This window comes from Dyella choica (genome assembly GCF_003977665.1).
Taxonomy (GTDB): domain Bacteria; phylum Pseudomonadota; class Gammaproteobacteria; order Xanthomonadales; family Rhodanobacteraceae; genus Dyella_B; species Dyella_B choica.
The window spans coordinates 35,617-53,633 of sequence record NZ_RYYV01000024.1; the positions used below are offsets into that span (position 1 = coordinate 35,617).

Annotated in this window: 12 protein-coding genes; 2 read left to right on the forward strand and 10 right to left on the reverse strand. The window is 60.7% G+C overall.

All coding sequences use genetic code 11. The features are described 5' to 3' along the window. Positions 1-6 precede the first annotated feature (6 nt). Together EKH80_RS20780 and EKH80_RS20785 are read left to right on the forward strand one after the other, a co-directional pair. Positions 7-624 (forward strand): DedA family protein, encoded by a 618-nt coding sequence (locus EKH80_RS20780; protein ID WP_126686716.1) that lies wholly within the window; start codon positions 7-9, stop codon positions 622-624. A gap of 185 nt (positions 625-809) precedes the next feature. Next, positions 810-1,679: a hypothetical protein gene (locus tag EKH80_RS20785; protein ID WP_126686717.1), complete on the forward strand. Its 870-nt coding sequence runs from the start codon at positions 810-812 to the stop codon at positions 1,677-1,679. A 92-nt stretch (positions 1,680-1,771) separates the two neighbouring features. Here the strand turns inward: EKH80_RS20785 and EKH80_RS20790 are convergent, their stop codons facing one another. The 10 genes from EKH80_RS20790 to EKH80_RS20835 form a co-directional block, all read right to left on the reverse strand. Next, positions 1,772-2,566, reverse strand: coding sequence for a bestrophin-like domain (locus tag EKH80_RS20790; protein ID WP_158628911.1), 795 nt, complete (start codon positions 2,564-2,566; stop codon positions 1,772-1,774). A 61-nt stretch (positions 2,567-2,627) separates the two neighbouring features. Beyond that, entirely contained in the window at positions 2,628-4,118 is a 1,491-nt protein-coding gene (locus tag EKH80_RS20795) for an efflux transporter outer membrane subunit (RefSeq protein ID WP_126686719.1), read from the reverse strand. 2 nt (positions 4,119-4,120) lie between these two features. Continuing rightward, complete coding sequence (locus EKH80_RS20800) at positions 4,121-7,216, reverse strand: efflux RND transporter permease subunit (RefSeq protein ID WP_126686720.1); 3,096 nt, start codon at positions 7,214-7,216, stop codon at positions 4,121-4,123. Further along, positions 7,209-8,336, reverse strand: coding sequence for an efflux RND transporter periplasmic adaptor subunit (locus tag EKH80_RS20805; protein WP_126686728.1), 1,128 nt, complete (start codon positions 8,334-8,336; stop codon positions 7,209-7,211). The genes EKH80_RS20800 and EKH80_RS20805 overlap by 8 nt, the downstream gene beginning before the upstream one ends. Positions 8,337-8,551: 215 nt before the next feature. Continuing rightward, positions 8,552-10,216: a Na/Pi cotransporter family protein gene (locus EKH80_RS20810; RefSeq protein WP_126686721.1), complete on the reverse strand. Its 1,665-nt coding sequence runs from the start codon at positions 10,214-10,216 to the stop codon at positions 8,552-8,554. Between the two features lie 100 nt (positions 10,217-10,316). After that, positions 10,317-12,983: a magnesium-translocating P-type ATPase gene (gene mgtA / locus EKH80_RS20815; protein WP_126686722.1), complete on the reverse strand. Its 2,667-nt coding sequence runs from the start codon at positions 12,981-12,983 to the stop codon at positions 10,317-10,319. Between the two features lie 162 nt (positions 12,984-13,145). Continuing rightward, entirely contained in the window at positions 13,146-13,391 is a 246-nt protein-coding gene (locus tag EKH80_RS20820) for a hypothetical protein (protein WP_126686723.1), read from the reverse strand. Positions 13,392-13,839: 448 nt separating this feature from the next. Further along, a complete protein-coding gene (locus EKH80_RS20825) occupies positions 13,840-15,258 on the reverse strand; it encodes an alpha/beta hydrolase family protein (RefSeq protein ID WP_158628912.1) in 1,419 nt (472 codons plus the stop codon). A 347-nt stretch (positions 15,259-15,605) separates the two neighbouring features. Then, a complete protein-coding gene (locus tag EKH80_RS20830) occupies positions 15,606-16,436 on the reverse strand; it encodes a sulfotransferase family protein (RefSeq protein ID WP_126686725.1) in 831 nt (276 codons plus the stop codon). Positions 16,437-16,557: 121 nt separating this feature from the next. Continuing rightward, positions 16,558-17,964: a matrixin family metalloprotease gene (locus EKH80_RS20835; RefSeq protein WP_126686726.1), complete on the reverse strand. Its 1,407-nt coding sequence runs from the start codon at positions 17,962-17,964 to the stop codon at positions 16,558-16,560. Between the last annotated feature and the right edge of the window lie 53 nt (positions 17,965-18,017).

The window sequence follows — 18,017 nt, forward strand, 5'->3', positions numbered from 1 at the left end:
CCGTCGATGGATTTGCTTGAACGCCTGATTACTTTTTTTGCCGAGAACGGCTACGAGGCCGTGTTCATGGCGCTGCTGCTGTGCGGTGCCGGGCTACCGCTGCCGGAAGACATCACCCTGGTGGCCGGAGGCGTGATTGCCGGCCTGGGCTATGCCAACGTCCACATCATGCTTGCAGTGACCATGGTCGGCGTGCTGGTCGGCGACGCGGGCATGTTCCTGCTCGGCCATCATTACGGCACCCACATTCTGCAGTGGAAACCGATCGCCTGGCTGATGCCGCCGCGCCGCTATGTAAAGGTGCAGGACCAATTCGCACGCTATGGCAACCGCATGATGTTCTTCGCGCGTTTTCTGCCCGGCATGCGCACGGCGATCTACACCACCGCGGGCGCCACCCATCGCGTAGGTTTCTGGCGCTTCCTGCTGCTCGACGGCGCCGCCGCACTGATCAGCGTACCGATCTGGGTTTACCTGGGCTATTTCGGCGCCAACCGGCGCGAATGGCTGGGGATGTGGATCCAGCGCGGGCAGAACAGCCTGTGGCTGGTTGCCGGCGTCATGCTGCTGGTGGCGCTGCTGTTGTGGTGGCGACAGCGGCGCAGGCGTAGCGACGCCGCGTAGGGCCGTAGGCTGGGATGACAATCCCAGCTTTCTCTATGGCCTACCAATGCTGGGATTTTGGCCCGGCGTAGCTTTCTTGCAGAAATATCTCACGCGCTTTTAGGACTTCTTCTATATTTTTCTAAATAGCCACATGCTTCTCTTGTTCATGAGCGCAAATCGCACTCATGCACGGGGAAAACGCGATGTGTTCGAATAAACCATTGGCCGCCCTACTAGCCTTATCGGCCGCAGCCTTTTCAACCCCAGCTTTAGCAATCAACTTGGAATGCAATTGGTGCAACGGCGGAGTCTTTGCGGAAGTCGCCAAAAGCCTGGATCTAGGTACGCACACTATTTTCAATCTGAATACAGGGCAGTACCACACGTATCAAATCAGGCCTCAAAGAGGGGCACCGCTAGAAATCGACCTGTCGCCGGATTTACTCGATGCCGTCGAAGTCCCTACTCCCCCTGAAATAGCAAGCAGCATTGGAGCGGCAGCATGGTTCCATGAGACGACTGGCGGCACAATGCGCGTCATGTCCACAGTGTCCTATCCGAGTCTTAACGTACCAGGTGTAGACGGCCGTACGACGGCATACGACGTTGTTGCTGACGCGAATTTACGTGCACGAATAGGCGATGCCATTTCACAAAATCTTGGTGCATGGGATGCGACAAAGATGATTGCAGATAACGGATGGCAAATAATCAAATCGCAGCTCGGATTGAAATCGTCACCAACGATTGAAGTCACCGTGCAATTCGCTGATAGCAGCACGGTGGTCTATGAATTCAATTTCATGAAATCGAGCAAAACAGCCAACTATTTGCGCGGAAGGAGCAGAACCGCCAAAGGACAACTTGTTCCAGAGCAAGGAGATACCGGTGGAACATGGTACGGCCTGCCTCGGGGCGGGGACGATATGGGGCCCTTTGGGTTATTTATTCAAAGAACCGGAGGCGTTATCGACTGGCAAGCCATTCCCTCCAGCCCCGTAGAAACTGCCGTTTGTACATCCAAGGCGGGAGAGACCGGTTTTATCTGCCACAGAGAGATCGTATTCCCATGAAATAGAATTGGCCGGACGGCTGCGCGCGGCCGTCCGGTCATAACCTGAGACTCCATGACGCTTGCGCTGGGATTCCATCCCAGCCTACTGATCTATTGCTGATCCGGTTGCGCTGAAAACTGCTTGTTCAGATCGTCGCTGAGCAGCTGCATGCTCTGCTGGCTGACCTGGATCAGGCCGTGCACCGGCGAATCGAGATCGGCGATCAGGCTCATTGAAATGGCCACCGTGAATGCCGGAATGAAGGTGACCAGGGCGGCGCGACGCCGCTGGCCATAACCGATGATCAGCGAGGTCAGGATGGCCAATACCGTCATCAACGCCCAGATATCCGGCGGCACCCGGTTGCGTCGCGCCGCCACGCGCTTGGCGTCGAGATCGATCATGTCATTCAAGGCCGACACGTAAAGGCCCATGATGGGCGTCGGCGTTTGTTGCGCAGCGGCCGTGGCCTGCTTCCACAACTCGCCCTGGATCTGCCTGGCGCGCTTCATTTCAGCGCTCTGTTCGTCAATTTTCGACATCCGGCTGAAGGCGGCCAGGCGCGCGTCGGCATAATCGCGAAGCAACTCCTGCGCCTCGCCGCGCACCGATTCGACCTGCATGCCGGCACGCAGGTAGGCGGTGCCGATGGCGTTGGCTTCGTCGATGACCAATTGCTTGCGCTGATCAAAGCGATTGAGCGCCATGCTCATGGCAAAACCGATCAACAGGCTCAGCAGCAGGGCGATCTGGTTACGCGCCTGATGGACTTCCTTTTCCCAGTCGTTGTCGTCGCGGTTCCTGGCCCATGCCCTGAGGCGATGGCCAAGCTCGTGGGCCAGCAATAGGGCGAGCATGACTATCGCGAACAGTTCAACCGGGTGATCCAGCAAATACGGCACCATGCCCCCTCCCGCAGATGTGGTTATCGTCCTGCCCCTGGCTAGAGGGGCAGGCACGCACATCTTACCGGGCGGCCGCCACGTCGTGCCGATTCCACCATCCGCCGCCCAGCGCCTGGAACAAGGCCACCGTGTCCGCATACCGCGCCGCACGCGCCTGGATCAAGGCAAGTTCCGCCTGCCGGTACGTCACCTGCGCGTTGAGCAGCGCCACCATGCTGATATCGCCCAGGGCATATTGCTTCTGTGCAATGGCGAAGCTGTGCGCTGCGGCCTGCTCGGCTCGCGCAGTCGCCGCCATCGCATCGGCATCGGACTGCAAGGCATGCAAGGTATCGGCCACGTTCTGCAGCGCTGACAGCACTGTGCTGCGGTACTGTTCCGCCGCCTGCTTATAAGTGGCTTCCGCGGCCCGCTGCTTGTGCTTCAGCGTGCCGCCATCGAACAGCGGCATGCTGATCGCGGTACCGATGTTCCAGAAGCCGGTGCCGGAACCGAACAGCGTGTGCTTCTCGTCCGTGGCACTGCCCCAGGCGGCACTGACATTGATGTTCGGCAGACGTGCTGCGATGGCTACGCCCACCTGTGCGCACGCCGCGTGATATTGCGCATCGGCCATGCGCACATCGGGGCGCTGCTCGACCAGCCGCGCAGGCAGGCTCAACGGAAGGTCCTGCGGCAGTTGCAGGCTGCCCAGACTGAAACGGGCGGAGACGTCCTGATCGGGCGTGCGCCCGGTCAACACGGCCAGCACGTCGCGCTGCTGCGCCAGCTGTTTGCGCAGGGGCGGCAAGCCGGCGCGCGTTTGTTCCAGCGCAGCCTCCTGGGCGGCAATGCCTGCTTGTGAGGCATCGCCGAGGGCCAGTTGCCTTCTATTCGCCTCCAGGATCTTCGACTGGCTGTCGATCATGTCTTCGGTGGCGGCGATCTGCGCACGTAGTGCAGCCTCTTGTACCGCCGCGTTGACAAGGTTGGAGGTGAGCGTGAGGTAGGTAGCCTCCAACTGGAAACGCTGCGCATCGGCCTGTGCCACCAGTGACTCCACCGCGCGGCGATTCGCCCCCCAGACGTCGGGCGAGTAAGACACGCTCACCTGGGCGGTGGTGAGATCGTAGAACGATGCTCCTGATGCCGCGGGGCTGGCCAACGTGCCGGCGATCTTCTGGCGCGTGGGATCGACGCTGGCAGCGAATGTTGGCCAATAGAAGCCGCGTTGCGCGTGGACGTTTTCCCACGCCGACTTCAAGGCAGCCTGCGCCGCTGCAGCGTCCGGATTGTTCTTCAGCGCATCATCGATCAGGCCGTTCAAGGGTTCGGAGTGGAACAGCGTCCACCACTGGCCGGGAATGTCCAGATCGGCATGGAAATGCTGCGCACTTCCGTCCGCACCCGGTGCGGACGCCGTCGCCGAAAGCGTGCCCTCTTCCATGTAGCCCTGCGCGGCCGGCGGGGTGGGCCGATGGTAATCCGGTCCGACCGCGCAGGCGGTGAGCCCGAGGCTCACCGACAACGCAAGCAGTTGGCGATGCAGTTTGAAATGACGATTCTTAGCCATGATCAGATCTCCACCTCGCCCGGCGGATGTCCCCAGCGCTTGTTGATGAAGTTCTCCATGCCGTAGTAGAGGCTGGGCAGGATATACAGCGTAAGCAGCGTGGCGATCGGCAGGCCACCCACTACCACCGTGGCCAGTCCGCGCTGCACGTCCGTACCAATACCCGTGGCCAGCGCTGCAGGCAGCATGCCGATGCTGGCCACCGTGGCCGTCATCAACACGGGGCGAAAACGTTCCGTCGCGCCCACGATCACTGCCTCGAACAGCGACAAGCCCTCGCGGCGCACTCGGTTGATGTTCGACACCATGATGATGCCGTTCTGCACGGCCACGCCGAACAAGGCGATAAAACCCACTGCGGTAGCAATATTCAGCGTTTCGCCACGCACGTGCAGGGCAAGCAAGCCGCCCACCGTCGCCAGTGGCACCACACCGAGCACCAACACGGCCTGGTGGAACTTGCCGAACTCGGCGAACAGCAGCACCGCCATGATCGCCAGCACCATGCCCATCACCACCGTCAGGCGCGCCTGGGCGCGCTGGGCGTTTTGAAAATTGCCCGCCCATTCCAGCTCGTATTTCTGCTGGTCGAAATGCACTTTCGCATTGATCTGCGCTTGCGCGTCAGCGAGGTATTCCGACAACGCGCGATCCCGGTTGTCGATGCGGATGGTGAGTTCGCGCTGGCCATGCTCGTGCGCGATGGTGCTTTCGCCGGAAACCAGCTTGATGTCCGCCACCTGCTTGAGCGGCACCTGGGCACCGCTGGCGGAGGTCAACGGTAGCTCGCCCACGGCCTCAAGGCTGTTGGCCACGTCATTGGAAACGCGTGCAGTCACGTTATAGATGCGGTCGGCCACGTAGACCGTGGTGATCGGCGCGCCGCCAAGGGTGGTCTGGATCAGATTGGTGATGTCGCTGACATTGATGCCATAGCGCGCCGCCGCATCGCGATTGGCCTTGATCTGAAGCTGTGGAATCGGCGGCTCCTGGAAAATCGACGCGTCGGCTGTGCCGCGCACGCTCTTCAGCACGTCGACGATCTGGTTGCCGACACGGCGCATGTCATTGAGATCGTCGCCATAGATGCGCAGCACCAGTGGGCTATGCGCACCACCGATCATGTCGTTCTCGCCGTCGATGATCGGCTGACTGATGCCGACGCTCATGCCCGGCAACTGCTGCATGCGCGCATTGAACTTGCGCAGGAATTCCGCTTTGGTTTCGCCGTTCGCCCACGTGCTGTACGGCTTCAATCCCACCCCCGACTCCACGTGCGAAGGCGTCCAGGGATCGGTACCCGTATCATTGCGGCCGAGCTGCGTCACCACATACGACACTTCGGGAAATTCGCGTACCGCCTTGCGCAACTCGACCGTCATCTGGCTTGCCTTGTCCAATGAAAGGCCCGGAGGCATTTGCACCTGCAGCCACAAGGCGCCTTCATCCAGATCGGGCAGGAATTCGCGACCGATGCTGGCGCCAAGGATCAGCACGCCGCAAAACGCGATGCCGGCGATTCCATAGGCCATCGGCAGCCGGTGCAACAACCGGCCGAGACTGTGCGTAAAACCGGCCTGCAAGGCCTCCAACGGCTTGTTGTGGAAGATCTTGCGCGGCTTGCGCAAGGCCAGATAGGCCAGCGCCGTCGTCAGCGTCACCGTGCACAGCAACGCAGCAAGCAAGGCATAGCCCACAGTGAAGGCCATCGGCCGGAACAGCTTGCCTTCCGCATGCTCGAAGGCGAACAGCGGCAGGTACGCGGTGATGATGATCAACGTGGCGAAGAAGATCGAACGTCCGACATGGCCGGTCACCTCCATCACGTCGTCTTCGGTCAATACTTCGGTTGGCTTGTGCTCGCGCTTGCGCAGGATGGCCTCGGTGACCACGATGGCGCCGTCCACGATCACGCCGAAGTCGATCGCGCCCAGCGAAAACAGGTTCGCCGACATGTGCGTGAACTGCATCAGGATGAACACCGTCACCAGCGACATCGGAATCGCCACCGCCGCCACCATGGCCGAACGCGGGCTGCCCAGGAACAGGATCAGCACGATGCACACCAGGCCGATGCCTTCCATCACGGTATGGAAGACTTTTTCCTTGGTGGCGTTGACCAGGTCGTCGCGGTCGATGTACGGCACGATCTGCACATCCTGCGCCGCCAGCTGCTTGTTCAGCTCCGCCACCTTGGCATGAATGCCGTCCAGCACACGCGACGGATTCTCGTACTTGAGCAGGTCGACGATGCCTTCGATGGTGTCCGGATTGTTGTCCTTGCCGAGTATGCCCTCGCGCACCTGATGGCCATAGCGGAGCGTGCCCAACTGGCGTACCAGCACCGGCACGCCATTGTTCTGCGTGACCACGATGTCGCCCAGGTCTTTCAGCGAATGCACCATGCCCACACCGCGCACGATGTACGACTGCTCACCACGCGTGACGCGTCCGCCGCCGGCGTTGGAGGTGTTGGCGGAAATCGCCGCCGTCACCTGGTTGACGCTGACGCCGTAATGCAGCAATTGCTGGGGATCGAGTTCGAGCTGGAATTCCTTGGTGAAGCCGCCGAAGTTGTCGACGTTGATCACGCCGGACACTTTTTGCAGCCCCGGTATCACGATCCAGCGCTGGATCTCGGAAAGCTGCATCAGGTTCTTGCTCTTGGACTCCAGCGTGTAGCGATAGATTTCGCCGGCCGGGCCGCTCACCGGATCGAGCGACGGGGTGACACCCGTCGGTAGGGTGACCTGGCCCAGGGCATTCTGCACACGCTGGCGCACCCAATAATCGTCCGCGCCGTCCTTGAACGACATGGTGATCAGCGACAAACCGAAAGTGCTGCTGGAGCGCATGCTCACCAGCTGCTGCGTGGTGGCCAGCTGGCGCTCCAGCGGAATGGTGATCTGCTGTTCGATTTCCTCGGCAGCCAGGCCCGGCACCTGCGTGGTCACCTGCGCGGTGACGTCGCTCAGTTCCGGATACGCCTCGATCGACAATTGCGTCCACGAGTAGTACCCGAAGATGAGCACGAGCACCGTCACCACGATGAACAGCTTGCGCTTCTCGAAGCAGAAGCGAAAGATCGCGTTAATCATTGAGCAGCACTCCGCCCTTCACGACTACGCGATCACCCGTCTTCAAGCCCTTCAGTACGCGCGTGTCACCGGTTTCGTCATAGCTCAGAACTACCGTGCGGCGCTCGAACGTCCATGGCGACACTTCCACGAACACGCTGGTGGTGTCGTTGTTCATCAGCAAGGCCGATTCCGGCACGAAGACCTGCGCCGGCTGCGGCACGTCGATACTGACGTTCGCGTACATGTTGGGCTTCAGCTTGCCATCGGCGTTGACGAACACCGCGCGCACCAGATCGCGGCGCGTATCTGCCTGCAACACGGGATGAACGAAGGCGACGGCGCCATGGAATACCTGGCCCGGATATGCCGACAGCACGGCATCGACCTTTTCACCCTTGGCGATCAGCCCCACATCGCTTTCGGGCACGTTGGAGGTGATCCACACCGAATCCAGGTTGGCGATGACCATCATCGCCGCAGTGGCGTCGTTGACATTGACACCGGGCGATACCGATAGCGCCGTGATATAGCCATTGGTCGGCGCAACGACCTGCATCGGTCGCTGGGCGGCGACACCCTGGCTCCCGCCGACTGCGGTGAGGCGCGTCTGCGCGCGGATGAACTCCGCCTGCGCCTGATTGAAACCGCTTTGCGCCGATTCCAGATCCTTGGTGGCATTACCGCCGGCGGTCTGCACCGCACGCGCCCGATTCAGCGCTTTCTTCGCAAGATCCAGCGCGTCGCGCGACTTCTCGACATCGGCGGCGGCCTGCGCGTAGTCACCCGAGTCAACCACAGCGAGCAGCTGACCTTTGCTGACGTGTTCACCCAGGCCGACCTTCAGTTCCATCACCTTGCCGGTGAGCGGCGGCAACACGTTCGCGGTATGCGCAGGATCGGCTTCCACATTGGCAGGGAAGACCATCGCATGCGGCGCCTGGCGCGTCTCGACCTGCTGAATCACCAGTTCCTTGCGCAGCGGCGAGCCATCGGGAATCTTGATCTGATCGTGTTCGATGGTGAAGGGCGGCGGCGGTTCGGCCGCTTCGTTTCCGCCATGCGAGCAGGCCACCACATTCAGCGCCACGGCCACGGCAGCCGCCAGCCGCCATCCTTGTTTATTCAGCAGGTAAAGCATTGGTGTTCCCCATCGTTGCTGCGCCATGGCACTTCCCCGTGTTCACGAGGCCATAGCGTTGTTGCAATACGGTGAAGGGAGCAAGGCAATGGGTTGCGTATGCCTTACATACCCGGACCGCGGTTGAGATGCCGCTAACCGCTGCCGGGTCGATGGCAGCGATCAGCGAAGCAGGCTAATGATCGGAGGTTCGGCTTGCGTATGACTGTCCAAGTTCAGGCTTTTCCTTGCGCAACGGAGTGATGGTTGCCTTGCACCAGCCGGCCCTGCAACAGACCGGCGTTTTCCAAGGGCAGATAGGCGATCGCCGCCAGGTGCGAATGAATGCGCCGAAGATCGCGCAGGATGCGCAGGTACACGTCGCCACCGCCGCCGTCGCGCTGCTGGCGCAGATCGCGGATGTGCCGATCGGAGGCGTCGTTTTCCAGGCGCCAGAGCAATTCCTTGCGCTCCATCAATTGCTGGGCCGCGCGCAGGTCGCCGCGCATGAACACCGTGATGGCCAGCCTGAGGCTGTCCATCACCTGCCCATGCATGGCCGCCAGGTCCTGGATGTCTTCGGCCGAGAAATCCTGCCCGCGCTGGGCCTTCTTGGCGGCGAATTCCATCAGGTTGTTGGCGGTGATGTCGCCGATGTGTTCGATGTTGATCACGAACGCATGGATTTCCTGGCTGCGCTCGCCGTCCTCCTCGTTCAAGGCCTCGCCGACCAGGTCGGCCAGGTATTGGCGAATGGCGACGCCGAGCCGGTCCAGATACGGGTCCATCTTGCTGATGGCGGCGGCGCGCACGGTGTCGTCCTTGCCCAGGATCTCCACCACGTCCTTGAGCATGCCTTCCACCATGTCGGCCATGCGCATGGATTCACGCGTGGCGTTCACCAGCGCCACGCTGGCGCTTTCCAGGGCGGCTTCCTCCAGATACAGCGGCAAGCCCGGATCGGCCGGATTCGGCGGTTCCGGCAGCAGACGCACCAGCCACTGCGCCAGCTTGTTCACCGGCAGCAGGAAGATCAGTGCCAGGGCCAGGTTGAACGCCGTGTGGAAGTTCACCGCGATGCGTGCCGGCGAGTCACCCAGCGCCGACAGCCAGTGCGCCAGCGGATGCAACAGTGGCAGGCAGACAACACAACCGAACGCACGCACCAGCAGGTTGCCCAAGGGCAAGCGGCGGGCGACCGGTGTGTGCGCCTCCAGCAGCGCCGGCAAGGTGCTGCCGAGATTGGCGCCGAGCACCAGCGCCATCGCGCCTGGCCCATCGACCACGCCGCCCGTAGCGAGCGACACGATCAGCAGCACTACCGCCACGCTGGAATGGCACATCCAGGTCAGCAACGCGGCCACCAGCACGGCGAATACCGGCTCATCCGAAAGCGCCTGCATGCCGACCTTGAGCAGTTGCGCGTTCTCCATCGGCGCCATGGTCAACACCAGCAAATGCAGCGCCAGCAGCATCAGGCCGAGGCCGATGCCGACGCGGCCGAGGTTTTCATAGCGCACGTCGTCGCTGCGGCGATGCAAGGCCGTGCCCAGCAGGATCATCACCGGCGCGATCAGTGCGATATTGAACGACATCACCTGCACGATCAGCGTGGTGCCGACGTTGGCGCCGAGCATCACCGCCAAGCCCGGGGCCAGGCCGAGCATGCCGCTGGCGGCGAACGAAGTGGCCATCATGCCGGTGGCGGTACTGCTCTGCAGCAGCGCGGTAATGCAGATACCGAAGGCAAAGGCGCTAGGCCGCGTGCCAAGAAAGCGGCCCAGCGAGCGGCGCAGTGCGCTGCCGTAGCCGCGCAGCACGCCACTGGTGACCATGTGCGTGCCCCATAACAGCAGGGCGACATAGCCGGCGATGTCGAAGAGTGCGAAGGTGCCTTTCATGGCCGGCCTCCAGGGTTAAGTTTTTTGTAGGCTGGGATGGCAATCCCAGCGCTGTTGGGGCTTTCAAAGGCTGGGATTGGCATCCCAGCCTACGAATCTATTACAGCCAACGCTTGTAGCGACGAATGTAGATCGTCTTCACGAACTGCGTCAGCACGGCATAGGTCAAGACGGTCGCCGCAACCCAGCCGAAATACGCCGAAGGCAGCGCTACGAAGCCGAACTTCGAAGCGATCGGCGAGAACGGCAACACCAGGCCGATGCAGATGACCGCCGTGGTCAATGCCAGCACCGGTGCCGCAGCAATGCTCTGCACGAACGGAATCTTGCGCGTGCGGATCATGTGCACGATCAGCGTCTGCGTCAAAAGGCTCTCGACGAACCAGCCGGTCTGGAACAGCGGCGAATGCTCGGTCGAGTTCGCACCGAACACGTGCCACATGAGCCAGTAGGTAGTGATGTCGAAGATCGAGCTGACCGGGCCGATCCAGATCATGAAGCGGCCGATGTCGCTGGCATCCCACTTGCGCGGCTTGCGCAGGTATTCCTCGTCCATGCGGTCGAACGGAATCGACAGCTGCGAGCCGTGATAGAGCAAGTCCAGCACCAGCAATTGCAGCGGCAGCATAGGCAGGAACGGCAGGAACGCGCTCGCCACCAGCACCGAGAACATGTTGCCGAAGTTGGAGCTGGCGGTCATCTTGATGTACTTGATAATATTGCCGAAGGTTATGCGGCCTTCGATCACGCCCTCCTCCAGCACCATCAGGTTCTTTTCGAGCAGGATGATGTCCGCCGACTCCTTGGCGATGTCAGTGGCGGTATCCACCGAGATGCCCACGTCCGCTTCACGCAACGCCGGTGCGTCATTGATACCGTCGCCGAGGAAGCCGACCGTGTGGCCCTGGCGCTGCAGCGACTTCACCACGCGCGCCTTCTGCAGCGGCGACATCTTCGCGAACACGGTGGTGCGCTTGACCAGCTCGTCCAGCTCGGCATCGTCCAGCGGCTCGATATGCTTGCCTTGCGCGGAGTTCGCCACGTCCAGGCCCACTTCGCGGCAGATCTTGCGCGTCACCGCCTCGTTGTCGCCGGTGATCACCTTCACTTCCACGCCGTGATGGTGAAGCGCGGCAATGGCGGTGCCGGCGGTATCCTTCGGCGGGTCGAGGAAGGCCAGGCAGCCTACCGCGATCAGTTCGGCTTCATCGGCGACGCCGTAGGCGCGGTGGGCCGGCGGCTGGCGCTTGATCGCTACGATCAGCGCGCGCAAACCGTCCTCATTCAAATCGCGTGTCATCGCCTTGATTTCGGCGCGCAGCTCGTCCGTCATCGGGCGAATGCCGTCCTCGGCCTTCGCATAGGCGCAGATCGACAGCATTTCCTCCACGGCGCCCTTGCACACCAGCAACTCTTCGCCATTGCCGTTGGTCACGATGACCGACATGCGCCGGCGCTGGAAGTCGAACGGAATCTCGTCGACGATCTGGTACCTGGCCGCGGTGGGCTCCAGGTCGCGATGAGCCAGTACCGCTTTGTCCATCAGGTTCTTCAGGCCGGTCTGGAAGCGGCTGTTGAGGTAGCCGTATTCCAGCGCCTCTTCGGATTCTTCGCCGAACAGGTCCAGGTGCCGTTCCAGCACGATCTTGTCGAGGGTGAGCGTGCCGGTCTTGTCGGTGCACAGCACGTCCATCGCGCCGAAGTTCTGGATCGCGTTGAGGCGCTTCACCACCACCTTGCGCTTGGACATCGCGATGGCGCCCTTGGCGAGGTTGCCGGTCACGATCAACGGCAGCATTTCCGGCGTAAGGCCGACCGCTACCGACAGCGCGAACAGGAAGGCCTGCAGCCAGTCGTGCTTGTCCAGGCCGTTGATGACGAAGACGATCGGCACCATCACCGCCATGAAGCGGATCAGCAGCCAGCTGACGCTTTTCACGCCGCGATCGAAGCTGGTCTGCACGCGCGTGCCGACGATGGTGCGCGCCAGCGAACCCAGGTAGCTGCGCGGACCGGTCGCCACCGCCACGGCCGTGGCCGAGCCGCTGACCACGTTGGTGCCCATGTAGCAGACCGTCGACAGGTCCAGCGGGCTATCCGCGCCTTCGGTCTTCGCCTGTTCGGAATCCGGCCCGTGCTGCGGGGCGGACTTCTCCACCGGCAAGGATTCGCCGGAGAGGATCGCCTGGCTGATGAACAGGTCCTTCGCGGTCAGCAGGCGCAGGTCCGCCGGCACCATGTCGCCGGCGGCCAGATGCACGATGTCCCCGGCCACCAGTTCCGCCACCGGCACTTCGATGCGCTCGCTGTGCCCGTCGGACGCGCGACGCGTCACCGTGGCGGTATTGCGCACCATCGCCTTGAGCTTTTCCGCCGCCTGCGAGGAACGGTATTCCTGCACGAAGCTCAACGACACGCTGATCAGCACCATCACCGAAATGATGGTCGGGCCGGTCAGGGTGGTCGGATCGGTCGCCAGCTGGACGCCGGCCAGCACCAGCAGCACCACGATGAACGGGTTCTTGAACGCATGCAGCAGCTGGATCGACCAGTGCGGGGGCTTTTCGTGCGAAACCTCGTTCACGCCGTCACGATCCAGGCGCTCGGCGATCTGCTCCTCGTTGAGCCCGGCCAGGCTGGAGTCCAGCGCGGCCAGCAGCTCATCGTTCTGGCGGTACCCCTCCTGCGCAACGGCCACGCGCAGGGGTGCGGCGGCGCCCTTGCCGGCCACCTTGCCTGCGATGGTCTGGGGGGAATGCTGATTCATGACTCGCTTCCGTGATTTTCGTGGATACCGGGGTGGATCAGCGAGTCAACGGGGAACGCCCGCGGTAACGCCGAACCGCGCTAGGGCCGCCCAAGCGGCCGCGGCCAGGGAACTGGCGGAGGCCAACCTTTGCGTAGAGCGGCACAAGTCATCTTTGATGACTCATCCGTGACTGGATACCAGTTGTAGATGACCGCGAGATTTCGGCGCGTCATGGTCCTGCCGGGAAGACGGGCGGCCGTGCGCCTGGTCCACGTGACGGCGCAGATCGATCACGTTGTCATCGGCGCGATTCGGCAGGGGTTCCGGAACGGTGATCGTCCAGGTACGGCGGGAGGCGTCACGGTGGCCGCCCACGGCGGAACTGCCCGAGCGGCGAATACGAAAGAAATCGCGAAGGAGCTTCATGGGCCCATCTCCTGTAATACGGTGCCCACGGCACCGTTAGGAGCGGGCCGGACTTCCCTAGTCGAGGAAAGCGCCGGCCAACCGCTGGCGGTTGCCGCGAACGATCAGCTTGTTTTGCAATGCCGGCACCCGATGCTCGCGGATGTCGACGTTGCGACTAGGGTAAACGTCCATATGCCTTGGTGAGTTCGGACAGAGGCCCATCCGGTCATGCTGCGCCGGGGGGCGCGGGAATTGTCATGCTGCGGTGCGAAACTGTCAACCCTTGGACATAAAGTTTTTCCAAGAGAAGAGCCCCCGATCAGCCCCCTCTAACTCAGCTGAGCAATATGCGGCTCACTGCCCTATTTGCAGAGCCTATCCTCCGCCTAATCAGAGAGAAGGTCAGCGCGGGGTCACAGCAGACCGCTTACGGCCACTGGTCAGTAACTCCCCCGCAACAGCAAAATCAATGCTGCCAAACCACGTCGCCATCCACGGCATACAAGCGGCAGTCCTGATGCGCTGCGCTGCATTTCGCCCGAATATAGGCAATCGGATCTGGTCCAAGGGCAGCAGCGTCCCACCAGCCATCAGCGGCGATGGCAAAAACACGCGGCCGAGGCATGGCAAGAAATTTCTCATAACCCGCTCGCCCCTTCGCATCGAGATAGGGCACGGCATTTACGTCGTCGAGTGTCGCGAAATGTGTCGCGGGAGGCGCTGGTGTCGGACGTACCCAGACCACATCATTGTCTACAGCATAAAGGCGGCATTCGGCGCTTTTCTGCTGGCATTGTTTCATTGCCCGGGCAATGGGATCAAAGCCACCGTCGGCAGTGCCCGCTCCCGTTCTGCCTATCGCGATCGCACGCGGCAATGGCCGCTGCAAAAACTTCCCATAATAAGTGCTCCCAGAGTTGTCGCCGTGGGCATTCAAGTACGGGATCGCCCGCACATCATCCAGAGCCGCGTAATGACTCGGCGGCGGCGGCGCTTGGGGCAAGTAATCCGGATCCACCAAGGTGCTAGGCAAGCCAACCTTGGCAAGAAACGCATCGAGCTTGGGCATCCACAGATGCAGGCCTTCGCCTGAACCCAACAAATTATGCGAGTCCTTTCCAAAGGTTCCGTACGCAACGAGCTCCGCCGGGCCACCTTTTGCCGCGTAAGAATCGTACATGGCATGCCATGTGGCTGTTGGAAAGACAGCGTCGTTATCACCGAAAAACCAGATCGACGGGGTCTTGGTTTCACCACCAAGCTTCCCGGCCGCTCGAACCAACGCATCACTCCATTCGCCGCAAGATGACGCCTTCATGCCGCCTGCAAAACTCACCAGACCTTTGACCCCAGGCTCATCCAGCGAGCCCAATGCCAACGTGTTCCAGCCACCGAAACTCTGGCCCGCTACTACAATCCGCGAACCATCGATATACGGCTGCTGTTTCAGGTAGCTAATGGCCGCGCGTATATCCTTCGCTGCTTCCAGGCCCGTCGCCACATCATCACAACCATGTGCATGCAGGCGCCCGCCGGACCCGGCGTATCCTCGCATCATCGGCAAGGCGACCGCGTAACCCCGCGAAAGGAAATAGTAGACCGAAAAGCTGAGGTGATACCGCGGCTGCAGCGCAGGCGGAAGGGACGAGGTGGCGCCATGATTCATGACCGCCAGCGGAAAAGGCCCGGGACCGTCCGGAGTATAAACCGACATCAGCAGGGTAACCGGATCACCGGGATCACTTGCCACATGGAGTATGCGCTCGTGTCGCACCATGGCTGCGGGCGCGCTGTCAACATCGGAGGCCTCGTCCGCACTTGCCGAACAGACCACTAAGAATAAGCCAAGCCACACAAATGGCCGCCACGTCTTCTTATATCCCATACGACCCCTTGATCTCGATGTGTGTGGTGGTCTGCTACGCACGAGCAAAAAAAAGCTCGCCGGTCTCCACGCTTTTGAATGAAGACAGCCGCGATCCAGACATCTTCGAATTGCGCGTCGTCTACGTCTTTTTTGTGCAGCCGCCAAATTGATTACGCTTGCCACTTGCAACCAAGTAATGGAAACCGAAGCTTGCACTAAAGAAAATGCCACCAAAGCAACACATTTCGATTGCATACACTTCATGCCCCATTTAGATATAAATGGATACACACTGATCACGTTCGAACCCACACCCAATCCGTAGGTCCATATGCGATTTGGAGCCTCAGGCTCCAACCCAAGCATCAAAGTACAGCAACCTTCTTCATATTCAGCTTGTCATTCTCCCAAAAATTCATATCCGCATATTTCATGAAGATATCTGGCGGCAGCAACGTGGACCGGAAGCGCTGCTCAACCTTCCGTTTGACCGTATGCAGACCTGGCATCCCCAATCTTCGATCGAATTCATCTTCCGAAAACTCAACATTGTTGAAATCGTGCTTGAAATGAGCCTCACCGAGAAAATCATATAAGCGCGCCATGACGTTCACGGGATCCCTGACTAGCGATTCGTACCGCAAGAAGATGAGTTTGTCGGCGTGCTCGCCGAACCAGGCCTCTCGCAGCGAGCCCCAGGGAAGCCCAATAAGCCCTCGTTCCGAATCCATCAAATCCTTGACCCGTCCGTAGACGTTTCGGGCGCTCTTGCTCTGGAACATCTCCGATACATGCGTGGGATTGCGTCGAATAAGCTGCTCGACGCTATCAATAACCCACGAGACCTCTCGCACGCAGCAAATCACCCTGGCACGGGGAAATAGTTCATGCAACAGCGATAGCTTTGCCGTCCATGTCCGATTCGTATCGAAAACAAACTTGCCGCTCTCGATAGCGTCATGGTGATACGCGCCGAATAGACTATTCAAGACGCGATGCCGATGCCCTTCGTCAAAGAATGGGGCGTATTCGCTTGCTCCGCTCATTTTGGGAAGCACCGCATTGAAAAGCGATGCTACCGGGCTGCTCATGCCCGCGGAAAATCTCTGGTTTTGCTTAAGAATGGCGGACAGCAGCGTAGAGCCGGACCGCGGCAAACCAGATATGAAATGCACGGGATACTGCGGGACCTGCATGGAACTTATCTCTCAGTGTGGACGATCTCAGAGCTTCAACTGCTTCGTGCCGAGCGTGCGGACGCGCGAGCGTAAAGGAGACCCGCATGGCTTGCCGCCATGCAGGCCATTTCACATTCACTTAGGCAGCATGCGCATGACTGAAGCGGCTTGCCAGCATAGGCTCCTTCAGCAGATACGTTTCCGGCATCGGGCTGAGATCAACCCCCTGCTCGCCTGCATCGAACGTACTCATCGCCTGCACCAGCCGGTGCACCTGAGATAGCGAAACTGCGCCGCTGCTGGCGGATACATTGGCATACAGCCCTTGCACGTTGGCGATATCGGTTGTACTCAGGCCCTGGTTATCTGCATTCAATACCGCATTCATGACGGATCCGGCCGCATCGGTGTCCGCCAGTCCCAGTGCGTGCCCAATCTCATGCAAGGCCACCTGCTCGAACGTGGCATCCGTGTTGGCATACGCCAGCTGGCCACTGGCATTGGCCGCCAACGGCGCCTCGTTCGGATCTTCCAGCTTCGCCTGCGTCCCCGTGAGCACGCCCTTCTTTTTGCCGTACTTGGTCAGACCGATCTCGTTGGTGCTGGCGGGGTTCAAATGGCTAAATCCCACCTCGATGTCCGCAGCATTGCCGGCAGCTACTTCGTCAAAATTCAAGCCGGAGGCCTTGGCCCAGGACTGGAACGCCTGCTCTATCGCTGCCCGCTCTGCGACATCACTGATCGCATCGCTGAACCCGTTGCCCGCACTAGCAAAACTCCAAGTAATGGTCTTGTCGGCCCACTTGGCGCCTTCGTACACGCTATCGGAGTGCTCTGCCGCCGCGATCTTCGCCGCGCCGGGATCTCTGTTTTGCCACCTCGTCAAACCGTAACCGTAATAGCCCGCACCCGGGTCGATGTAACCGCCACTGCCCGTCGGGTCGTCCCAGTTGGAGCCGGTATCCCCTGAGCCGCTGACGTAGTCGCCTGTATTCGTTCCATCAATGGTCACCGAACTATCGGAAACATCCACGGTGTCATCCGTGCCGGTCACGGTGATACTGTCGCCATTCCCGCCCACGATCTTGTCATCCGAGCCGTTGATGGTCACGCTGTCATCACCTGATACATCAACGGTAGCGTGGCTCACATCGATGATATCGCCCTGTCCGCTCAGCGAAATCTGGTCATCCGAACCCTTGACGGTGTCATCATTGCCGTTAAGAGCAAAGCTGACTTGATTAGCCGCATTCAACGTGTCATAGGAACCATTGATGACATCACCTTTGTCACCACTGCTCAGCGACACGGTATCATGACTGACGCCATTGGCAGTTCCGATAGTGTCGCTACTGCCGGTCACCGTCACCGTGCTGCTTGCACCATCGTATGAAATGGTGTCGTTACTGCCAGCAATATTCGTGACGCTTGACGTACCGTTTTCAATGGTGTCTCCCGATCCATTCACCGTGAAAAGGTCGCTGTTCGCGCCGTAGATCGTCCCGGACGACATGTCGAGGGTATCCCCCGTGCCGATCACGTTCACCGTGCTGTTCGCACCATCGTACGAAACCGTGTTGTTGCTTCCGGTGACGTTCG

Bases quoted from the DNA above. Each gene is read 5' to 3' on its own strand.
- EKH80_RS20780 (WP_126686716.1), top strand. From the start codon at position 7: ATGGATTTGCTTGAACGCCTGATTACTTTTTTTGCCGAGAACGGCTAC.
- EKH80_RS20785 (WP_126686717.1), top strand. From the start codon at position 810: ATGTGTTCGAATAAACCATTGGCCGCCCTACTAGCCTTATCGGCCGCA.
- EKH80_RS20790 (WP_158628911.1), bottom strand. From the start codon at position 2,566: ATGGTGCCGTATTTGCTGGATCACCCGGTTGAACTGTTCGCGATAGTC.
- EKH80_RS20795 (WP_126686719.1), bottom strand. From the start codon at position 4,118: ATGGCTAAGAATCGTCATTTCAAACTGCATCGCCAACTGCTTGCGTTG.
- EKH80_RS20800 (WP_126686720.1), bottom strand. From the start codon at position 7,216: ATGATTAACGCGATCTTTCGCTTCTGCTTCGAGAAGCGCAAGCTGTTC.
- EKH80_RS20805 (WP_126686728.1), bottom strand. From the start codon at position 8,336: ATGCTTTACCTGCTGAATAAACAAGGATGGCGGCTGGCGGCTGCCGTG.
- EKH80_RS20810 (WP_126686721.1), bottom strand. From the start codon at position 10,216: ATGAAAGGCACCTTCGCACTCTTCGACATCGCCGGCTATGTCGCCCTG.
- mgtA (WP_126686722.1), bottom strand. From the start codon at position 12,983: ATGAATCAGCATTCCCCCCAGACCATCGCAGGCAAGGTGGCCGGCAAG.
- EKH80_RS20820 (WP_126686723.1), bottom strand. From the start codon at position 13,391: ATGAAGCTCCTTCGCGATTTCTTTCGTATTCGCCGCTCGGGCAGTTCC.
- EKH80_RS20825 (WP_158628912.1), bottom strand. From the start codon at position 15,258: ATGGGATATAAGAAGACGTGGCGGCCATTTGTGTGGCTTGGCTTATTC.
- EKH80_RS20830 (WP_126686725.1), bottom strand. From the start codon at position 16,436: ATGCAGGTCCCGCAGTATCCCGTGCATTTCATATCTGGTTTGCCGCGG.